22 protein-coding genes are annotated in these 18872 nt (G+C 39.5%); 6 read left to right on the top strand and 16 right to left on the bottom strand.

The features are described 5' to 3' along the window. Positions 1-290 precede the first annotated feature (290 nt). The 5 genes from EAL49_RS03580 to flgB form a co-directional block, all read right to left on the bottom strand. On the bottom strand, positions 291-2138 hold the full coding sequence (locus EAL49_RS03580) for a peptidoglycan D,D-transpeptidase FtsI family protein (RefSeq protein ID WP_120828986.1): 1848 nt from the start codon (positions 2136-2138) through the stop codon (positions 291-293). A 6-nt stretch (positions 2139-2144) separates the two neighbouring features. Then, positions 2145-2270 (bottom strand): hypothetical protein, encoded by a 126-nt coding sequence (locus EAL49_RS03575; protein WP_001921493.1) that lies wholly within the window; start codon positions 2268-2270, stop codon positions 2145-2147. Positions 2271-2293: 23 nt separating this feature from the next. Beyond that, entirely contained in the window at positions 2294-2623 is a 330-nt protein-coding gene (gene fliE, locus EAL49_RS03570; RefSeq protein WP_001147918.1) for a flagellar hook-basal body complex protein FliE, read from the bottom strand. A 127-nt stretch (positions 2624-2750) separates the two neighbouring features. Continuing rightward, entirely contained in the window at positions 2751-3236 is a 486-nt protein-coding gene (gene flgC / locus EAL49_RS03565; RefSeq protein ID WP_000480096.1) for a flagellar basal body rod protein FlgC, read from the bottom strand. A gap of 12 nt (positions 3237-3248) precedes the next feature. Further along, positions 3249-3671, bottom strand: a complete 423-nt coding sequence (gene flgB / locus EAL49_RS03560) for a flagellar basal body rod protein FlgB (protein WP_120828984.1) — start codon at positions 3669-3671, stop codon at positions 3249-3251. 205 nt (positions 3672-3876) lie between these two features. Here flgB and EAL49_RS03555 point away from each other — a divergent pair, with 205 nt between their 5' ends. Continuing rightward, the gene (locus EAL49_RS03555; protein WP_120828981.1) at positions 3877-5043 is read left to right on the top strand and encodes an FtsW/RodA/SpoVE family cell cycle protein; all 1167 of its coding nucleotides are present in this window, start codon (positions 3877-3879) and stop codon (positions 5041-5043) included. A gap of 23 nt (positions 5044-5066) precedes the next feature. On the opposite strand, the gene EAL49_RS03550 is transcribed toward EAL49_RS03555, so the two are convergent. Beyond that, positions 5067-6074 carry an ABC transporter substrate-binding protein gene (locus EAL49_RS03550; protein WP_120828979.1) on the bottom strand — a complete coding sequence of 336 codons (1008 nt, stop codon included), beginning with the start codon at positions 6072-6074 and terminating at the stop codon, positions 5067-5069. Positions 6075-6257: 183 nt separating this feature from the next. Then, entirely contained in the window at positions 6258-7259 is a 1002-nt protein-coding gene (locus EAL49_RS03545) for an ABC transporter substrate-binding protein (RefSeq protein WP_120828977.1), read from the bottom strand. A 240-nt stretch (positions 7260-7499) separates the two neighbouring features. On the opposite strand from EAL49_RS03545, the gene EAL49_RS03540 reads away from it, so the two are divergent. Next, entirely contained in the window at positions 7500-8096 is a 597-nt protein-coding gene (locus tag EAL49_RS03540) for a peroxiredoxin (protein WP_000961663.1), read from the top strand. Between the two features lie 142 nt (positions 8097-8238). After that, the gene (locus tag EAL49_RS03535) at positions 8239-9054 is read left to right on the top strand and encodes a MetQ/NlpA family ABC transporter substrate-binding protein (protein ID WP_120828975.1); all 816 of its coding nucleotides are present in this window, start codon (positions 8239-8241) and stop codon (positions 9052-9054) included. A gap of 492 nt (positions 9055-9546) precedes the next feature. On the opposite strand, the gene mrdA is transcribed toward EAL49_RS03535, so the two are convergent. The 9 genes from mrdA to EAL49_RS03490 form a co-directional block, all read right to left on the bottom strand. Then, positions 9547-11313 (bottom strand): penicillin-binding protein 2, encoded by a 1767-nt coding sequence (mrdA, locus tag EAL49_RS03530; protein WP_120828973.1) that lies wholly within the window; start codon positions 11311-11313, stop codon positions 9547-9549. After that, positions 11294-11737, bottom strand: coding sequence for a hypothetical protein (locus tag EAL49_RS03525; protein ID WP_120828971.1), 444 nt, complete (start codon positions 11735-11737; stop codon positions 11294-11296). Before EAL49_RS03525 ends, mrdA begins: the two co-directional genes overlap by 20 nt. An 11-nt stretch (positions 11738-11748) precedes the next feature. Further along, entirely contained in the window at positions 11749-12375 is a 627-nt protein-coding gene (yihA, locus tag EAL49_RS03520) for a ribosome biogenesis GTP-binding protein YihA/YsxC (RefSeq protein WP_120828969.1), read from the bottom strand. Then, positions 12372-12923 (bottom strand): lipopolysaccharide transport periplasmic protein LptA, encoded by a 552-nt coding sequence (lptA, locus tag EAL49_RS03515; protein WP_120828967.1) that lies wholly within the window; start codon positions 12921-12923, stop codon positions 12372-12374. The genes yihA and lptA overlap by 4 nt, the downstream gene beginning before the upstream one ends. After that, a complete protein-coding gene (locus EAL49_RS03510) occupies positions 12923-13516 on the bottom strand; it encodes a hypothetical protein (RefSeq protein ID WP_120828965.1) in 594 nt (197 codons plus the stop codon). Before EAL49_RS03510 ends, lptA begins: the two co-directional genes overlap by 1 nt. Beyond that, a complete protein-coding gene (locus EAL49_RS03505) occupies positions 13491-13985 on the bottom strand; it encodes a KdsC family phosphatase (protein ID WP_120828964.1) in 495 nt (164 codons plus the stop codon). Before EAL49_RS03505 ends, EAL49_RS03510 begins: the two co-directional genes overlap by 26 nt. Next, the gene (locus tag EAL49_RS03500) at positions 13982-14929 is read right to left on the bottom strand and encodes a septal ring lytic transglycosylase RlpA family protein (protein WP_120828962.1); all 948 of its coding nucleotides are present in this window, start codon (positions 14927-14929) and stop codon (positions 13982-13984) included. The genes EAL49_RS03505 and EAL49_RS03500 overlap by 4 nt, the downstream gene beginning before the upstream one ends. After that, a complete protein-coding gene (locus EAL49_RS03495) occupies positions 14929-16047 on the bottom strand; it encodes a lytic transglycosylase domain-containing protein (RefSeq protein ID WP_120828960.1) in 1119 nt (372 codons plus the stop codon). Before EAL49_RS03495 ends, EAL49_RS03500 begins: the two co-directional genes overlap by 1 nt. Positions 16048-16134: 87 nt before the next feature. Beyond that, positions 16135-16899 (bottom strand): TatD family hydrolase, encoded by a 765-nt coding sequence (locus tag EAL49_RS03490; protein ID WP_120828958.1) that lies wholly within the window; start codon positions 16897-16899, stop codon positions 16135-16137. A gap of 74 nt (positions 16900-16973) precedes the next feature. Here EAL49_RS03490 and ribE point away from each other — a divergent pair, with 74 nt between their 5' ends. Genes ribE through EAL49_RS03475 form a run of 3 tightly spaced genes read left to right on the top strand, consistent with a single transcriptional unit; the run spans position 16974 to position 18872 of the window. Next, entirely contained in the window at positions 16974-17594 is a 621-nt protein-coding gene (ribE, locus tag EAL49_RS03485) for a riboflavin synthase (RefSeq protein WP_120828956.1), read from the top strand. After that, positions 17595-17867, top strand: coding sequence for a FlhB-like flagellar biosynthesis protein (locus EAL49_RS03480; protein WP_001044050.1), 273 nt, complete (start codon positions 17595-17597; stop codon positions 17865-17867). A gap of 21 nt (positions 17868-17888) precedes the next feature. Further along, the gene (locus EAL49_RS03475; protein ID WP_120828954.1) at positions 17889-18872 is read left to right on the top strand and encodes a methionine ABC transporter ATP-binding protein; all 984 of its coding nucleotides are present in this window, start codon (positions 17889-17891) and stop codon (positions 18870-18872) included.

The following is an 18872-nucleotide window of genomic DNA, read 5'->3' as shown; positions in this document are numbered from 1 at the left end:
ATACTGCCAAGTTTATAGTCGCTCTAATTTTACATTATTTGCTTAAATTTTGAACACTCGCCTATTGTAAACTTTGCGTTTAAATTACAATAACAAGTTAATCCGCATTCTTTTTGATTTAAGGGTTAGTTTTGATTGTCTTTCTAGGGATCATGCAAGTCTCATTTTATTTAATTGGGTTCAATCTAACTTAAACAGATTTTTTCTAATCTGTCCTCTAAATTTGGCCTTAATGCCACAGAGCCGGCAACTTAAGACTCCTTTTTGGGGTTTGGGTTGAAAAGAGCCTTTTATTTTATTTTAAAGCGGTTTTTCTCCAGCGCGTTTTGAATCGCAATAGAGGGCGATAGGTAATTGTAACGCACTAAAATTTCGGTGATTTCTTTAAAAATAGGGGCTGCAATCTTGCTAGCGTAATATTCTTCCTTGCCATGCGAGCCTAAGATAACCACGCCGATAGTAAAAACCTGCCTTTCATCTTCAGCGAACCCAAAAAAAGAGCTGTTGTAGGACTCCGCACTATAACTCCCGTTTTTAGCAACCCTAGCCGTGCCGGTTTTTCCCCCTATGTATAGCCCTTCAAATTGAGCGTTTTTGCCTGTGCCATAACGCACCACTTTGATTAAGGTTTCTTTCATTTTCCTAGCGCTTTTGGGGCTAATGACTTGAAAAGTGGGTTTGGGGCTAGGGATGTAAATATCGCCATTAGGGGCGGTTTCTCGTTGCACTAAATAAGGGGTAGTCAATTTGCCTTCATTAGAAAACACCGCATAAGCCCTTAAAAGCTGCAAAAAAGTCGCGTTCAGCCCATAGCCATAAGAAACGCTGCCCTTTAACACTTCACGCTTGAAAGCGGACAAAGGAGGGATCTTTCCTGTGGCTTCTAAGGATAAGTCAATGCCGGTTTTTTGAGAAAATCCATAGCCTAAAAGCCCGTTATAGAAATCCTCTGGGTTTAAGTTTTTACTGATTTTTATCATGCCCACATTGCTAGATTGGATTAAAACGTCTTCCACAACGGTTTTTTTACTAGGGATAAAGTCGTCTTTAATGGTGTATTTTCCTAATTGGTAATAGCCATGGTTTAAATCAATGCGTTCTTTAGGGTTGATCAAATTCTTATCCAACAGCAAGGAATAAACAATGGGTTTGATCGTGCTGCCTGGCTCAAAAACCTTTTCGGCAACGCTCAAATTCAAGCTTTCATAATCGCTGGTTTTAATCGCGTTAGGATTGAAGCGCTTGCTTGAAGCCAGTGATAAGATTTCCCCGCTTTTAGGGTTGATGATACCCACTAGGATTTCTTTAGCCTTGAGTTTGTCTTTAGCTTTGTCTAATAGGGTTTCAATTTCTCTTTGGAGCTTTAAAGGAATGCTCAAATACACCTCATAGCCATCAAGCCGTTCAACCTCTGTGTAAGAGTGGTTTTGGATAAAGTTAAAGCTCACATCTCTTTTGCCTGTTTTTACGCCATTTTGTTGGGCTTTAAGCAAGTGATCTTGAGATTTTTCAACGCCTTTTTTACCGGTAGTTAAAGTGAGCTTGTCTTCTTCTTGTTTTTGCACATAGCCAATGATTGGCTCTAGGCTATTTTGATAAGGGTAATGCCTAGAAACGCCGCTCACTTCAATGTTTAGCCCTTGCTTTTGCCACACCTTATCGTGCGCGTCTTTGAAATTTTGAAAAACCCCAAAGGCTAAAAATTTCTTATTCAAGTCTCTAATATTAGCGGCCATATTGGGCGTGAGATCATAGGCTAGAATAATATAGCCTTTCGTATTGATGGCGTCTTTTAAGGACTTTTTAGGGATATTGCTATAAATAGAAAGGAAATCAATGAAAAAATCTTCTTTATCCGGGTTTAAAAACCTTGTATCAAAGCCCAGTTTGAAAAGGATTTGCGAAGCGGCCAGGCTGTAGTTGTCTTGACTATAGATAGTCCCCCTAGCCGCAGTGTCTTGTTTGCTCATCACTAGATTAGGCATGTTGGCTTGGGCAAAAAAAGCTTTTTTAAAAGCCACCATTAAAAAAACGATAAAAAGCAATAAAAAGATTAATGCTGTAACAGAACCCTTGTATTTTTGGGTTTCTAAAAATCGCTCTGGGTTGAAGTTGGGATCAATGTTTTTATTATCCATGAACGCTTACTTGAAAATGGCGTAACTTCGGTTTTTCACAACGCATGAGAGCATGAATTTTTGATGGTAAAATCTGTTAAAATGGGGTGTAGCAACAACAAACTCTCTCTTTAAAAAGGACCAAGCGATCATTTAAAGAGAAGCCACTTAAGAAACTAGATCTGCGTTCTTAAAAGCTCTTTATAAGCACTGATCGCTTTGTTGCGTACTTCAAGCATGAGTTTCATGCTCGTTTCAGCCTTCCCTATAGCGATAGCCGCTTGGTGCAAATCTTTGATTTGCCCTGTCGCCATGTCAGCTAAGGCTTTATCAGATTGCTCTTGAGTGTTGTTAAGCTCATTGATAGATTGTTTTAAGAGTTTAGAAAACTCCCCACCTTTTTGTTCTTTAAAGGTGCTACCTGATTCTTCTCTTTTAGTCCTGTTGTCCGTGTTAAGCTCAGAGAAAGGACTCAATAAGCTTTTATCATTGTGTATGGCTTGCATAGAACCTCCTTAAGCTCTTTTTTAAAAATTTAACTCTATTAAATATCTTATTCATTTCTGTATTCTACTGATCTTTGGCTAATACTACCTAAATTTCCTTATACTACCATAAATTGTTGAAAATCGTTCATGTTTGTAACATGCCGATCGCATTTTGCGCCATGTTTTTAGCGCTTTGAAAGGCTGCAACATTGGCCTGATAAGCTCTAGTCGCTTCCACTAAATCCGCCATTTCAACCACCGCATTCACATTGGGGTAAGCCACATAGCCTTGAGCGTTAGCGTCAGGGTGGCTGGGATCGTATTTCATCAAAGGCTCGCTATCATCGCGCACAATCTTATCCACCACCACGCTTGTGATAGGGATTAAGGGGGCTTCATCGCCTTCATCTAAAGGGTCTTCATAGGGGGTAATTTGGTTGTTTTGGGCGATTTTTTGGTTTAAAATCTCATTGAAATCAAAAGCCTTAAACACCGCTTCTTGCCTCCTGTAAGGGCCTCCTTCGCTCGTGCGCGTGGTGTTAGCGTTAGCGATATTAGAAGAAATCAAATTAGCCCTTAAGCGTTGGGCGGACAAACCATAACCGCTAATATCAAAAGAAGATAAAAACATGCTTTCCCTTAACTATAAATTCTTACTGGAATCAATGGCGTAATTGATCACGCCTCGATACTTTTTTAAGGCTGAACTCAAGGCTAAATACATGGTAGAGTTCTTGCCCATTTCGCTCGTTTCTATGTCTAAATCCACGCTGTTGCCATCATTTTTAGCCAAATGCCCGTCTCTAAAAAAAAGGCTTGCCCCATCTTTAGCGCTATTTTCAAAGTCTAAATGCCTAGGGTTAGTGTGGGCTAAAGGCAAAACTTTACTGGATTGGTTTTCAAAAATTTCCGCTTTTTTCTTCGCCAAAACGCTTTCAAAATCCAAATCCTTTGGTCTGTAAAAGGGGGTATCCACATTAGCGATGTTAGAAGCGATCATATCTTGACGCAAAGACCGATAATCCAACGCCTTATAAACTAGATCAAACGCTTTAGAAAAATCCATATAAAACCCCTTTTTTAAACCCTTGCAAATTTGTAACATGCAAAAAGCATTCCAAAACCGGCTCGCTTTTTCATTAAAGAATGCGATCCATTTCAAAGCATGCTTAAGCTTGAGCGATAAGCCAATTCAGAGCCATTATAGTGTAAAATACCCCTAAAATACCTTAAGAGAACACCTATTCAAAAACCAAAATAAGGAAATCCTAATGACTACAGACAGAAACTTGTTTTTTTGCACTTCGCTATTGATTTTTTTGGGGGTATTGATGAGCTATTCGCTCTCAACTTACACCACAGTGGTGCTGTATCATTATGGGGAATTCCATTTTTTCATGCGGCAGCTTTTAAGCGCGATCATGGGGATTGTTATCATGTGGGGGTTGTCTAGGGTTGATCCTAGCAAGTGGTTTAGCCGTTTGGGGTTTTTTCTTCTTTTTATCCCACCATTACTCATTATTGGCATGTTTTTTTTGCCAGAAAGCCTTTCTAGCAGCGCAGGGGGGGCGAAGCGATGGATTCGTTTGGGGTTTTTCTCTCTAGCACCTTTGGAGTTTTTAAAGATTGGTTTCACCTTTTTTCTTGCGTGGAGTTTGTCTCGCACCTTTGTGGCAAAAGAAAAGGCTAATGTCAAAGAAGAACTCATCACTTTTGTGCCTTATTCGGTGGTGTTTGTGGCCTTAGCGATTGGGGTAGGGGTTTTGCAAAACGATTTGGGGCAGATTGTTCTTTTGGGGGCGGTTTTAGCGGTGTTATTGGTTTTTTCTGGGGGGAGCGCGCATTTGTTTGGCTTGATTATTTCAGGGGCGTTTGCGATCAGTGTTTTAGCGATTGTTACAAGCGAGCATAGGATTTTGCGCCTGAAATTGTGGTGGTCTAATTTGCAAAACTCGCTTTTCACGCTCTTGCCGGATAGATTAGCGAACGCTCTTAGAATAAGCGACTTGCCCGAATCCTATCAGGTCTTTCATGCAGGCAATGCCATGCATAATGGGGGATTGTTTGGGCAAGGGCTTGGGCTTGGGCAAATCAAGCTTGGGTTTTTGAGCGAAGTGCATACGGACATGGTCTTAGCTGGGATCGCCGAAGAATGGGGATTTTTGGGGCTATGCGTTTGTTTTATTCTGTTTTCTGTTTTGATTGTTTTGATTTTTAGGATCGCTAACCGCTTGAAAGAGCCAAAATATTCGCTATTTTGCGTGGGCGTGGTGCTGCTTATTAGTTTTTCTTTGGTGATCAACGCCTTTGGGGTGGGAGGAATTCTTCCGGTTAAAGGTCTAGCGGTGCCATTTTTGAGCTATGGAGGGAGTTCGCTTTTAGCGAATTGTATCGCTATAGGGCTTGTTTTAAGCCTAGCGCGATACACGAAGGGCTAAAAAATATCGCCCTTTTTTTAAAATCAGTGCCATAAGAATGGTTCAACTTCTGCGTCATTCAAATCAAAAACCACCTTATAATAATCTTTCACCATCGCATTAATATCCACGCCCTTAAAGGCTTCAGGGTGGGCTTTTAAAGCGATATACAAGCTAATTAGTGGGGCTCTAGGCCCGCCAATATCCATTGTGGGGAGTTTATAAACTTGCTTGTTTTTGATGGCTTTGATAGTGGAAAATTTGGGGTTGTTTAACACGTCTTCAGGCGTGAGTGGGCTTACCCACCAAATGAAAATGATTTCAGGGTTTTCTTTAACGATTTTTTCCACGCTAATGTCAGCACGCCCAAATTTGACGTATTTCAAGCCAAAATTGTCTATGCCCCCTTTTTCTAAAATGTCTGAGCTAATGGCTTGATGGCCGCTAATCTTATTGGCTTTATGGAAAAGTTCCACCCCTTTTTTCTTTTTAACGCCTTTCAAACGCTCAGCAATGAAGTCTAAAGTTTCTTGCATTTTGGCGAATTTTTTGGAAGCGTCAATCTCTAAAACCGTGGCTTGAGCTTGCATCGCTTGCATGGCCTCTGCGATCGTTGTCTCTTGGAAAGAAAGAAATGATATCCCAAATTTTTTCGCATGCTCTACCGCTTTAGGGTTGCCCACAAAGGTTACCACAAGATCAGGGCTAAGCTTTTTTAATAATTCCACATTCAATGCGGCTGTATGATCAGTGCTCATGTGTTTGACTCGTTTAAGATCTTCGCCTTTGAGAGTGGCTTTAACAATGTCATCTTTAAAAGCGTAATCCGAAACGCCTACAACCCTATTCCAAACATTAAGCATGGCAGGCACTTCTACATAACTCCCTATATAGGCTATTTTAGAAACGGGAAGCTTTATCGTTTGCTCCCCGAAATAATCCTTGACTTTGACTTCTTGCGCTGAAGCGTTGCACACATTCAATAATAATGAAGCGACAAGTGCACCTAAAGAATAAGAAATGAAAGCTTTTTTAAAGCGAGTAACTAACATAACGATCCTTTTTGTATGATTTATAAAGTGATTATAACACCATTAAGAAAATAACAATAGTAAAAATGAAACTATTTTTCATAAAATCTTAAAAGATAAAAATATGGAAGAAAATTTTAGTTATAAGACCTGTTCTAATCCTAGCGCGATACACGAAGGGCTAAAGAATATTAGCCCCAAAAATCAGTGCCATAAAAAGGGTTCAACTTCTGCATCATTCAAATCAAAAACCACTTTATAATAATCTTTGATTATCGCATTAATATCCACGCCTTTAAACGCTTCAGGGTGGGCTTTTAAAGCGATAAAAAGGCTAATGAGTGGGGCTCTAGGCCCGCCAATATCCATTGTGGGGAGTTTATAAACTCGCTTGTTTTTAATGGCTTTAATAGTAGCAAATTTGGGGTTGTTTAACACGTCTTCAGGGCTAAGCGGGCTTATCCACCAAATAAAGATAACCTCAGGGTTTTCTTTAACGATTTTTTCCACGCTGATGTCAGCGCGCCCAAATTTGACGTATTTCAAGCCAAAATTGTCTATACCCCCTTTTTCTAAAATGTCTGAATCAAGGGCTTGATGGCCGCTGATTTTATTGGCTTTGTGGAAAAGCTCCACGCCCTTTTTCTTTTTGACATCTTTCAAACGCTCAGCAATGAAATCCAAAGTTTCTTGCATTTTGGCCAATTTTTTAGAAGCGTCAACTTCTAAGGCTTTAGCTTGAGCGTCAATATCTTCCATGACTTCTGCAATGGTTTTTTCTTGGAAAGAAAGGAATGATATGCCAAATTTTTTCGCATGCTCTACGGCTTTAGGGTTGCCCACAAAGGTTACCACAAGATCAGGGCTAAGCTTTTTTAAAAGCTCCACATTCAACGCCGCCACATGATCACTGCTCATGGGTTTAATGCGTTTAGGATCTTTGAGAGTGGCTTTAACAATATCAGATTTAAAAGCGTAATCCGAAATGCCTACGACCCTATCCCAAGTGTTGAACATAGCGGGCACTTCTGCAAAGCTACCCAAGTAGATTATTTTAGAAACAGGAAGCTTTATCGTTTGCTCCCCGAAATAATCCTTGACTTTAACTTCTTGCGTTGAAGCGTTGCACACATTCAACAATAATGAAGCGACAAGCGCGCCTAAAGAATAAGAGATTAAAGCTTTTTTAAAGCGAGCGAATAGCATGACAATTCCTTTTGTATGATTTATGAAGCGATTATAACACTATTCAAGGAAATACAAGCAGTGAAAATGAAACTTTTTTTCACAAAATCTTAAAATTTAAAAGGAAATATCCTTTCATTAACTTTTTAAGATTATACTCCACCATGTTTCCGCTGATTGAGTGGAAAGCATAATAAAATTAAATCTGTTTTAGGTTTAATTTTGATCCAACAAAATTTTAAAACACTTAAGGAGTTGTATATGTTAGTTACAAAACTTGCCCCCGATTTTAAAGCGCCTGCCGTTTTAGGAAACAATGAGGTTGATGAACACTTTGAGCTTTCTAAAAATTTAGGTAAGAGCGGTGCGATTCTTTTCTTTTGGCCAAAAGATTTTACTTTTGTATGCCCTACAGAAATCATTGCGTTTGACAAAAGAGTGAAAGACTTCCAAGAAAAAGGCTTTAATGTGATTGGCGTGTCTATTGACAGCGAACAAGTGCATTTTGCATGGAAAAACACCCCTGTGGAAAAAGGCGGTATTGGTCAAGTAACTTTCCCTATGGTGGCTGATATTACTAAGAGCATTTCTAGAGACTATGATGTGCTGTTTGAAGAAGCGATCGCTTTGAGAGGAGCTTTTTTGATTGACAAAAACATGAAAGTAAGACATGCAGTGATCAATGACTTGCCATTAGGTAGGAATGCAGATGAAATGCTTCGCATGGTAGACGCTCTCTTGCACTTTGAAGAACATGGTGAAGTGTGCCCAGCAGGTTGGAGAAAAGGCGATAAAGGCATGAAAGCAACTCACCAAGGCGTTGCAGAATATCTCAAAGAAAATTCCATTAAGCTTTAATCGGCTTAATTCTTTTAACCAAGAGAGTTCTTTCTTGGTTAAATCCTTTCTTTTTGATTCTCCGCTTAGTTTTAAAGTTTTCGTATCGTTTTATCTTTTTATCATTTTTGAATTAATTTTTTTTTTTTAATAAAGGTTTTTTATGAACATATTCAAGCGTATTATTTGCGTAACCGCTATTGTTTTAGGTTTTTTTAACCTTTTAGACGCCAAACACCACAAAGAAAAAAAAGAAAAGCATGAAATCACTCGTGAGCTTAAAGTGGGCGCTAACCCGGTGCCGCATGCGCAAATCTTGCAATCAGTCGTGGACGATTTGAAAGAGAAAGGGATCAAATTAGTGATCGTGTCTTTTACGGATTATGTGTTGCCTAATTTGGCGCTCAATGACGGCTCTTTAGACGCGAATTACTTCCAGCACCGCCCTTATTTGGACAGGTTTAATTTGGACAGAAAAATGCACCTTGTTGGTTTGGCCAATATCCATGTGGAGCCTTTGAGATTTTATTCTCAAAAAATCACGGACATTAAAAACCTTAAAAAAGGCTCAGTGATTGCCGTGCCAAATGATCCGGCCAATCAAGGCAGGGCGTTGATTTTACTCCATAAACAAGGCCTTATCGCTCTCAAAGACCCAAGCAATCTATACGCTACGGAGTTTGATATTGTCAAAAATCCTTACAACATCAAAATCAAGCCTTTAGAAGCCGCATTATTGCCTAAAGTTTTAGGGGATGTGGATGGGGCTATTGTAACAGGGAATTACGCCTTGCAAGCAAAACTCACTGGAGCCTTATTTTCAGAAGACAAGGACTCGCCTTATGCCAATCTAATAGCCGCTCGTGAGGATAACGCGCAAGATGAAGCCATAAAAGCGCTGATTGAAGCGTTGCAGAGTGAAAAGACCAGGAAATTTATTTTGGATACCTATAAAGGGGCGATTATCCCGGCTTTTTAAGTCATTTGGATAACATTCATCTTTGAGATGAATGGAGGGGGGTGTTTTTAGGTGCTAATAAAAAGCTCTTTTCTCATTAAGCATTGAAAACGCTAAAAGTATTTTTAAAACAAAACGAAAAGAGCTTGCGCTAATCAAGCGATAATTTCCTAAAAAGCGTTATTTCTTAAGGGGGAAATGGCACAAAATAACCCCTTATCCCTTTAAGAAAATCATGATAAAATCTAAAACGATGAGGCAAATAACTAAAACCCCATTTTCTAAAAACATTAAACAAGACTTCAGCTGTCAATATGCGGTTAGAATAAAGCCAAAAATACAGCAAGCCTAAATCTCATTAAAGTTTTACGCTTTTAGAGTGTTCTTTAATGAAGACCAGTTTTAAACCACCCGTTAGACTGGGTTATAGAGCGGTAAAATGAGTTGAAAACAAGTTGGCTGATGATCTTTAGCGTTTAGAGGGTTGCGTTTTTGAAAAGGTTTAAAATTTTATTAAAGATAGCCAAGCTCATAGAGTTTATTGCTCATTTTCACTAACAAACCCCCTAGTTTTGAGCCCCCTTCCCCATGTTCTACTAAAATGGTGATAGCGTATTTGGGTTTTTCGTAAGGCAAGAATGCGGTAATCCACGCATGGGATCGATGGAAATATTCCATATCCTTTTCTTTCATGCGGTTGACGATGTTTTGAGCGATTTCCACGACTTGCGCGGTGCCGGTTTTACACGCTAAAGTAACCTTAGAACCCCTTGTGGAATGATAAGCGGTGCCGTCTTTATGGTTGCACACTTCATACATGCCCACTCTCAAGGCTTGGAGCTTCTTTTTTTGAAAGCTATTTAGGGGATCTTTGAGCGGTTGTTGGTTGTTGATAGCGAAATGAGGCGTTGCCAGTTTGCCCGTAGCAATGAGTCCCGTGTAGGCTAGAACCTGCAAGGGCGTGGCTAAAAAAGAGCCTTGCCCAATAGCGGTAATGAGCGTGTCCCCAACGCGCCAATCTTGATTGAAGCGTTTGAGTTTCCACAAATTATCCGGCACAATCCCCACAAATTCATTCGGCAAATCAACGCCCGTTTTTTCTCCAAAGCCCACTTCCCTTAAGGTTTTAGAGAGTTTTTCTATAGAAATTTCAAGCCCAAACTTATAAAAATACACATCCACAGACTCCCTAATCGCTTTATACAAATTAGAATTGCCATGCCCTGTTTTTTTCCAATCCCTAAATTTGCGCTTACCCACTTCAATAAAAGGGGGGGTGGGTATGGTGGTGTTTTCTGTGATATGAAGGTTTTCTAAAAAGCTTAACCCCACGCCCATTTTAACCACAGATCCCGGCGGATACAAGGCGTTAGCGAAGCGGTTTAATAAGGGGTTATAAATATCATCTTGAAGTTTTTGCCATTTGTCTTGACTGATCCCGCCTACAAAATCGTTCAAATTGTATTCAGGGTAACTTCCTGCAACGAGCAATTCCCCATTTTCTGCATCCATCACTAAAATCGCCCCTCTCTTATTTTCAAAGAGCTTGTCCGCTTCTTTTTGCAAGCGTTTGTCTAAACTCAATTGCAAGTGGTTGTTGGTGCTTGGCGGCACTACTTCTAAAGTGGCTAATTCCTGATTGAGCGCATTGACACGCATGATTTTATAACCCACCTTGCCTTGTAAAAGCTTGTTGTATTCTTTTTCAATGCCGGTTTTGCCCACAATCTGGCTGTATTGATTCTCTTCATCGTCTTTTAGATCTTGCAAGCTTGCCACCCCCACATAGCCTAAAACATGCGAAGCTAAAGCGTTATTAGGGTAGTAGCGCTTGTCTAAGGGAAGAGCAAAAATGCCTTGAGTTTGGATGAGTTTGGCATAAAGAGGTTGCATGGCGATATAAGGAATGAATCCCACCACTTTAATGAGGTTGTGGTTATAAAGCGAATTTTCTTTTTGGTAATTGTTTAAAAGCGTTTCTTTAGAAAAGTTAGGGAAAAACTTTTGGATTATTTCAATTTTTTCCAAAAGCTCTTTTTGTTTCAGTCTGCTAGGCAAAAACACGCCAAACACCAATTCGTTAGTGGCTAAAAATTCATGGTTTCTGTCTGTAATATCGCCCCTTGTAGGGACTAAAAATTCCTTTTTGGTCATGTTGCGTTCGGCCAGTTTTTCATAGTATTCTTGATTTTTAACGCTTAGAATAAATAAATTTAAAACCAATAACCCCCAAAACCCTATAAAAACAAAGAGTAAAAGCTTATAGCGAAGATTTTTCATACAAACCCCACAAAGCGCTCTCTGTTAAAGCAAAAAGAGCGAGAAAGCCGAGTATTTTCAAACTCAAGGACACCGAAAAAAAGCGCGATAAATAGAGGTAATAAACCAAAAAAACATGCAAAGTTTTGAATAAAAAGCCGTCATTAAAAAGCTTTAAAGAGTTTTTATAGACGATTTGGTGGTAGATTAAAAACAATAAAGCTAAAACGCCTAAAGTCTTTAAATGCATGCTCTCAAACCAAAACAAACAACCAAACACGCTCAAACTGGGTAAAAAATGATCGTATTTTTTCGCATAAAACAAGAATAAAAACCCAATCATAGGGGGTAAAAAAGGCATTAAATCCCTCAAAAGGCTATAAAAATAAAAACCAAAGATCCCTAAACATAAGAAAAAAAAGGAATCTTGTTTTAAAGAGAGCATGGTTTTGTGGCTTATAAGGGGTTAGTGAGCAAGTGTTTCAAAAGGGTTTGGCGCACTGTTTCAAGGGTGGGGTATTTTGAAGAAAGAGCGTTAAAATGGGTGGTGTTGATTAAAAAAGGTTTAGGAGCGTTTAAAAAAAGGCGGTGTTGCTCGTTTTTATTCAACTTGTCAAATTTCGTGAAAAGAGAAAGGTAGGCTTGATCGGGCCTTAAAAGGGCTTGAATGTTTTCTTTAGCGCTTTTATCAATTTCTAAATCCAAATGGCGCGCATCCACTAAATGGATAAAAAGCTTGATTGAAGTCCTAACGCTCAACAATTCCCATAAAAACCCCTCCCATTCTTTTTTCAAGCTTTTAGGAACTTTAGCGTAGCCAAACCCGGGCAAATCAATCACATTAAAGGTTGTTATTAAGGCGTTTTCTTTATCTTCCCAAGTGGTGGAAAAAAAATTCGCTAAGCGGGTTTTTCCCGGCGTTGCTGAGCTTTTGGCGAGATTTTTCCCCAACAAGGTATTAATAAAGGCGCTTTTGCCTACATTGCTGCGCCCTAAAATGACCATTTCAGAAGTCAAGCTCGCTGGGCATTGAAAAAGTTGGCTTGAAGAAGTGAGAAAATGAGCGTCTTTAATGGCGATCATGGTTTTTCGCCTTTCTTATTCAATTTAGCCTTACGATTTTCTTCATTAATATCTTCCATATCAAACACGAATTTAGCGGGCCGCTTCGCGCTCCCCAACACGTCAGCATAACCCTTAGCTTTGTTTAAAATGATTTCATCACCGGTGATGACATTGGATTTCCCCACTTCTCTAACCACCGCATTTTGCAATAATTTGTATTCCCCATTCAGTGCGTTATAAATGAGCTTGTCAGCGCTCCCGCTGATTTCACGATTATCCTCTGTAAAGATATTAAAATGCGTGTTCCCTGTGGCTTCATAGCGCTCTGGCTTTCGTTTATCGTTTAAAAACACGCTCACTTTATCCGCAAACAACCGGTCTTTACCTTTTTTGATCTGCACATTACCTTGAATAACGGCGGTTTTGGTTTTGTCGTTCGCTACAAATTGGTTGCCGGTAATCTCTAAAAGCTCTCTTTCTTTTTTCAAACCTTTATTGTCTGTTTTTTGAGCGTCCATCACGCTTAAAATACCAAAACAACACACCAAAAAACACCACCAACGCATTAAAAACCTCCTTTGAAAGTGGGGAATTTTTTCTTTTCTTTCTGGCTTTGTTTGATTTCATCTAAAAATAAATGCGCCTGAATGCTTTGAGCTTCAATAACGGCTAAAGCATGCGAATAAGAAATGTCAAGCCCTTCAATCTTGCTGTCCTTTGAAGTGAGAATGAAACGGCCCTTGCCTTTAAAATTCTGCTCTTTATGGTTATAAATCCCTGTTTCACTCCAAAAACTAGAATCATCGCTTCTTTTATAAGTAACCCCATTAGGGAAGAAATACAAATCCTGCTGCCGTTTAGCTTTGGGGGATTCAACGCTTTCTATCGTGTCTTCATCATAGCGCTTGATTTTGGAATCAAAAAAGATCTCATGATCGTCGTATTGTAGAGCTTTTTTGCCCTCTATGGACAGATCAAGGATTTTATCGTTGATTTGAAACGCTTTAAAATTTTCCAATTCAATTTTAGGGATATTTTCTTTAGAGATCACGCTAGTGGGTTGGGAACGCAAAAAGAAAAAAACGAGCCCTATCATGATGAAAGATAAAACCACAAAAAAGTTTAAAACGCTATTAGAGGTAAAGCTTGAGCGCTTCATCTTGCAAGCCTTCTAATGTTAAAAGATAATCAATCGCTTCCCTAACGGCCCCCTTGCCCCCTGAATTTTGCAACACTTTATAAGCCTTGCTTTTAAGCAAGGGGTGTGCATCAAAAGGAGCGAAACTCAAAGCACATGCCTTAAACATGCCTAAATCGTTATAATCATCGCCTATGCATGCGATTTCTTGTGCGTTTAACTGCAAGTCTTTTTTGATCCGCTCCACAACCACGCTTTTATTTTCAACGCCCATAAAAACAAACTGAACGCCCAAACTCTCCATGCGTTTTTTGACCATGATTGAAGTTCTTCCTGTAATGATAGCGATTTTTTTGCCTAATTTTTGCCATAGCGTCATGCCAAGCCCGTCTTTGACATTAAAAGCCTTGATTTCGTGAAAATTTTCATCAAAATACAACGACCCGTCTGTGAGCGTGCCATCCACATCTAAAAGCAATAACTTAATCATTCTCTCGTTAAAACCGCATTCTGATTATATTTTTTCATAAAATCCCTAGCCTCTTCTTCGCTTTGAAACCCTTGAACTAAAACTTTATACAAATCGTCTTTAAAAGCAACCTTGACGCTGTAATTTGGATTTTCTGCTTGCAATTTATCCGCTAAAGTCTGAGCGCCTATTTGGTTTCTAAAAGCCCCCATTTGCAAAGAAAATTTCCCTCCGCTCACGCTTTTTTCGCTCTCGCCGACTTTAAATTCCTTGTGTAAGATCTTTGAAGAGCTAGCGTTAAAGGATTGTTCGTATTGCGTGGAGATAACCCCACCAAAGCCCAAAACAATAAGACGCACGCTGGCCGTGCCTTTTTTAACCATGTCAATATCCCTAGCGGCCGCATTAGACAAATCAATGATGCGATCGCTCACAAAAGGCCCTCTATCGTTGATGCGCACAATGGTGCTTAAATTGTTTTCCACATTGATGACTTTCACCACGGTGTTCATGGGTAAAGTCTTGTGCGCGGCGGTGTGGGCATACATGTTATAAATTTCCCCATTACTGGTTTTTTTGGCATGGAAATTGGGGCCATACCAGCTCGCAATGCCATCAAATTTTTCGCCTAAATCCACTTTAGTGGGGTAATACCACTTTCTCCCCACTTGATAAGGGCGCATGGTGGCTCTTTGGATCGCACTAGAATCGCGCATGCCGTTATCTAGTGGCTGATCTTTGGTATTGCCATCTTGCGGATTGGGATGGCGTTTGAAATGGCGTTCAAAAAAATTGCGTTTATAGGCGGCTTTTTTGGTTGTCGGATCATAGTCTTTAGCGTTTTCATAAGCGCGCAAGCTTTCATGCTTGTAAGACAAATTCTTTACCCCCTCTTTTTTAACTGCGCAAGCGCTAATCAAAAAAATGACGCCTAAAAAACAAACTTTTTTTAACGCCAAACCCATTAAAATTCCCTTGTAGCGATCAATTTCTTATTGGTAGGAATGATTAAGCGTTGGTGGATAAAAATATTAGAATCTTTGAGGTTATTGGCTAATTGGATACTAGAAATACTGACTTGATAGCGTTTAGCGATAGAAGATAAGGTCTCTTTAGGCAAGACCACATGGGTGATAAAAGGGCTTTTTGAACTGGCTTGAATGTTTTTATTTTGTTTGAGCTGGCGTTGTTTGAAAAGAGCGAGTTTTTCATAAGGGATATAAATGGTGTAGGTGGGGTCTTTAGAAGGCAAAATGTTATAGCGGAATTGGTGGTTGTAGGATTTTAAGGTTTCTAAACTCAAGTTTAAATTTTTAGCCACTTGGACTAAAGAAGTGTGCCTTTTAAACGGGACGCCCACTAAACTCACTCTCGCCCCACGATTGAGCAGATATTCTTTATCTTTGAGGTTGTCTAGGCTGTTGAATTTCAACGCCAAGCTTAGAATGGAGCGGATATACTCTCGTGTCTCTTTGGGGAGGTATTTCTTATCTTCATCCAGCAAAATCTTAATATCCGAAGTGCCGGCGGCTTTAATAGCGTTTTGAACCTTGCGTAAGCCGTAATTATACGCCATAGCGACCAAATACCACTCTCCGGTTTGCTTGTAGAGCCGTTTCAAATAAGTGATCGCCGCTTGGGTGCTTTTAATGGGATCTCTTCTTTCGTCAATGTAATGATTGACCTTAAGCCCTAATTCTTTAGCCGTGCTTGGCATGAATTGCCAAATCCCTACCGCTTTTTTCCTACTATAAGCCCTTGATGAAAATTTAGACTCGGCCATGGCTAAAAACAAAAATTCTTGCGGCACGCTCGCTTCTATGAGCATGTTTTTGATGATAGGGATGAACTGGTAATTCACATCAAATCTTTTGACTAACTTTTTCCATTCTTCTTCTTTATTCATTTTCTTTAAAGCGTTTGGCATTTGAGATAAAAAGCTCGCATTGACCCCAAAAGCCTCTAACGCTTTGGTGTCAACATTAGATTCAAAAGCCATTTTCGCATGGCCTAAAGAAGCCAATAAAAGGGTAACAAAAAAAACCAGCCATTTTTGACTAAAACACTTCATTCTTTTTGACATCGCATCCTAATAACTACAGCTATCCAGCTTTTAAAATAGCCTTGATTATAGCTAAACTTGAATAACGCTTTCTAACAAGCCCTAATTTTAGGGGAAACTAAAGAGCGTTTGAGCGTTATGCGTGCTTAAAGAAGCGAGCTCTTCAGTCTCTATGTTGATGATTTCGGCAATTTTTTGAGCGATTAAAGGGATATAAGTAGGGCTATTCCTAGTACCTCTAAAAGGGTGTGGGGTCAAATAGGGCGAATCCGTTTCTAAAAGAAGCCTGTTTTTAGGGATTTTAGGGAGAATCTCTACCAGTCTTTTAGCGTTTTTAAAAGTGCTAACCCCTCCTATCCCGTAATAAAAACGATCGCTTAATTCCAAAAGCATGCCATCAGCGTTAAAGCAATGCAACACCCCAAAAGCCTTAGGATAGCTTTTTAAAAGATTCAAACTATCAAAACTCGCCTCTCTAATATGGATAATCAAGGGCTTATTGTGTTGGATAGAAAATTCAATCTGTTTGGTAAAGATTTCTTTTTGCTTGCTTTTATAATCCTCTCTTTCATTCAATTCAGGCAAGCGGTAGTAATCCAGTCCGCATTCGCCTATCGCCACGCATTTTTGATGCCCAACAAACTTTTCAAACAGGCTTTCATCAAAACTCTCCACATCATAAGGGTGAGCGCCTATGGCAAAAAACACGCCTTCAAATTTTTCGCTAATTTCTATTGCTCTATTCAAATCTTTCATGTCCGCACCCGGAATCACGCATTGAGTAACGCCTTTTTCTAGGCTTTCTTTTAACACTTCTTCTAAATCGTTTTCATAATCCTTGTGATCCAAATGGCAATGCGTATCAATAAACATGCTTCTATCCTATGGTTTTATTTAATATGTTACAATACTTAAGCATTCTAACATAAGGAGAATAACAATCAATTATGTTTAGCGGGTTAATCCATAAAATAGCTAAAGTGAAAAGTTTCCACAACAATATTTTAAGCATAGAGAGCGATCTCAATCCCAAGCTTGGCGATAGCATTGCGATCAATGGGGCGTGTTTGACTGCTATAGGAAGTTCAAAAACGCATTTTAGCGTGGAATTGAGCCAAAAAACCCAAAACAGCGTAGCGTTAGAAAATTACAAGGATTTAGTCCATATTGAGCCAGCCCTAAAAGCCGATGCGAGTTTGGACGGGCATTTTGTGCAAGGGCATATTGACGCTATCGGGGTCATTGAAAAAATCATTCACAACGCTAATCAAGTGGATTTTTTCATCAGCGCTTCTAAAGAAACGCTTTTATTGTGCGTTGAGCAAGGCTCTATCGCCATTGATGGGGTGAGTTTGACTTTAAGCAAGGTAGAAGAAAAGGGGTTTTGGCTAACGATTATCCCTTATACTTTAGAAAACACCCTTTTTAAGACTTATCAACTCAAACGGCGCGTGAATATTGAAACGGACATGCTAGTGCGCAGCGTTGCGTCTATTTTGAAAAAAACAAAAGGGTTTGAAAAAAATTTCTCTTGGAATGACGCCGATTCTTTGACTTTAGGGTATTAGATGAATAAAACCATAAAAGCCGCCGCTTTAGCTTATAACATGGGGCAAGATCATGCCCCAAAAGTGATCGCAAGCGGGGTGGGCGAAGTGGCTAAAAGGATCATTCAAAAAGCTAAGGAATACGATATAGCGCTCTTTTCTAACCCCATGCTGGTGGATTCGCTTTTAAAGGTGGAATTAGATTGTGCGATACCTGAAGAATTGTATGAAAGCGTGGTGCAAGTGTTTTTATGGCTCAATAGCGTGGAAAATAACGTGCAAATGTCCAAGTGATTGGGGTATAAAGTTAAAACGATGGTAGTGGAATTAAAAAACATTGAAAAGATTTATGAAAACGGGTTTCATGCTCTAAAAGGCGTGAATTTGGAATTAAAAAAAGGCGATATTTTAGGCGTGATAGGCTATTCAGGGGCAGGGAAATCCACGCTCATTCGCTTAATCAATTGCTTGGAGCGCCCCAGTTCTGGCGAAGTTTTAGTCAATGGGGTCAATCTGTTAAAATTAAAGCCTAAAGAATTGCAAAAAGCGCGCCAAAAAATAGGCATGATTTTCCAGCATTTCAATTTATTGAGCGCTAAAAACGTGTTTGAAAACATCGCTTTCGCTTTAGAAATCGCCCGATGGGAAAAAACTAAGATTAAATCCAGGGTGCATGAATTGTTGGAATTAGTGGGGTTAGAAGATAAAATGCATTTTTATCCTAAACAGCTAAGCGGTGGGCAAAAACAACGAGTGGCGATCGCTAGGAGTTTAGCGAATTGCCCTGATTTGTTGCTTTGCGATGAAGCCACATCCGCACTGGATTCTAAAACCACGCATTCTATTTTAACGCTTTTAAGCGGCATTCAAAAAAAGCTTGATTTGAGTATCGTTTTCATCACGCATGAAATTGAAGTGGTTAAAGAATTGTGCAACCAAATGTGTGTGATCAGCAGCGGCGAAATCGTGGAAAGAGGCTCGGTGGAAGAAATTTTTGCTAACCCTAAACATGCCGTTACTAAAGAACTGCTTGGCATCAAAAACGAGCATGGGGATCAAAAATCGCAAGACGTTTATCGCATCGTGTTTTTAGGGGAGCATTTAGACGAGCCGATCATTTCTAATTTGATCAGGCGTTTTAAAATAGACGTGAGTATCATTTCAGGCAACATTGAAGAGCTTACGACTAAAGATATAGGGTATTTAGTGGTGCGGTTTTTAGGCAGTGTTGCAGAGACTCAAAGGGCTTTAGAGTATCTAAACGCTTTAGGCTTACAAGTGGAAAAATTAAAGGATTAA

The organism is Helicobacter pylori (assembly GCF_003637665.1).
GTDB classification, from domain to species: domain Bacteria; phylum Campylobacterota; class Campylobacteria; order Campylobacterales; family Helicobacteraceae; genus Helicobacter; species Helicobacter pylori_CK.
The sequence above is the reverse complement of the archived record's forward strand: the minus strand, read 5'-3'. Positions and strand labels throughout refer to the sequence as shown.

Excerpts from the sequence above, each read along its gene's own strand:
- EAL49_RS03575 (WP_001921493.1), bottom strand. The coding sequence starts at position 2,270 with ATGATCGCTTGGTCCTTTTTAAAGAGAGAGTTTGTTGTTGCTACACCC.
- EAL49_RS03580 (WP_120828986.1), bottom strand. The coding sequence starts at position 2,138 with ATGGATAATAAAAACATTGATCCCAACTTCAACCCAGAGCGATTTTTA.
- fliE (WP_001147918.1), bottom strand. The coding sequence starts at position 2,623 with ATGCAAGCCATACACAATGATAAAAGCTTATTGAGTCCTTTCTCTGAG.
- EAL49_RS03540 (WP_000961663.1), top strand. The coding sequence starts at position 7,500 with ATGTTAGTTACAAAACTTGCCCCCGATTTTAAAGCGCCTGCCGTTTTA.
- EAL49_RS03525 (WP_120828971.1), bottom strand. The coding sequence starts at position 11,737 with ATGCTCTCTTTAAAACAAGATTCCTTTTTTTTCTTATGTTTAGGGATC.
- mrdA (WP_120828973.1), bottom strand. The coding sequence starts at position 11,313 with ATGAAAAATCTTCGCTATAAGCTTTTACTCTTTGTTTTTATAGGGTTT.
- EAL49_RS03475 (WP_120828954.1), top strand. The coding sequence starts at position 17,889 with ATGGTAGTGGAATTAAAAAACATTGAAAAGATTTATGAAAACGGGTTT.
- lptA (WP_120828967.1), bottom strand. The coding sequence starts at position 12,923 with ATGCGTTGGTGGTGTTTTTTGGTGTGTTGTTTTGGTATTTTAAGCGTG.
- EAL49_RS03545 (WP_120828977.1), bottom strand. The coding sequence starts at position 7,259 with ATGCTATTCGCTCGCTTTAAAAAAGCTTTAATCTCTTATTCTTTAGGC.
- EAL49_RS03535 (WP_120828975.1), top strand. The coding sequence starts at position 8,239 with ATGAACATATTCAAGCGTATTATTTGCGTAACCGCTATTGTTTTAGGT.
- EAL49_RS03555 (WP_120828981.1), top strand. The coding sequence starts at position 3,877 with ATGACTACAGACAGAAACTTGTTTTTTTGCACTTCGCTATTGATTTTT.
- yihA (WP_120828969.1), bottom strand. The coding sequence starts at position 12,375 with ATGATCGCCATTAAAGACGCTCATTTTCTCACTTCTTCAAGCCAACTT.
- EAL49_RS03490 (WP_120828958.1), bottom strand. The coding sequence starts at position 16,899 with ATGTTTATTGATACGCATTGCCATTTGGATCACAAGGATTATGAAAAC.
- flgB (WP_120828984.1), bottom strand. The coding sequence starts at position 3,671 with ATGGATTTTTCTAAAGCGTTTGATCTAGTTTATAAGGCGTTGGATTAT.
- EAL49_RS03500 (WP_120828962.1), bottom strand. The coding sequence starts at position 14,929 with ATGGGTTTGGCGTTAAAAAAAGTTTGTTTTTTAGGCGTCATTTTTTTG.
- ribE (WP_120828956.1), top strand. The coding sequence starts at position 16,974 with ATGTTTAGCGGGTTAATCCATAAAATAGCTAAAGTGAAAAGTTTCCAC.
- flgC (WP_000480096.1), bottom strand. The coding sequence starts at position 3,236 with ATGTTTTTATCTTCTTTTGATATTAGCGGTTATGGTTTGTCCGCCCAA.
- EAL49_RS03550 (WP_120828979.1), bottom strand. The coding sequence starts at position 6,074 with ATGTTAGTTACTCGCTTTAAAAAAGCTTTCATTTCTTATTCTTTAGGT.
- EAL49_RS03480 (WP_001044050.1), top strand. The coding sequence starts at position 17,595 with ATGAATAAAACCATAAAAGCCGCCGCTTTAGCTTATAACATGGGGCAA.
- EAL49_RS03505 (WP_120828964.1), bottom strand. The coding sequence starts at position 13,985 with ATGATTAAGTTATTGCTTTTAGATGTGGATGGCACGCTCACAGACGGG.
- EAL49_RS03495 (WP_120828960.1), bottom strand. The coding sequence starts at position 16,047 with ATGTCAAAAAGAATGAAGTGTTTTAGTCAAAAATGGCTGGTTTTTTTT.
- EAL49_RS03510 (WP_120828965.1), bottom strand. The coding sequence starts at position 13,516 with ATGAAGCGCTCAAGCTTTACCTCTAATAGCGTTTTAAACTTTTTTGTG.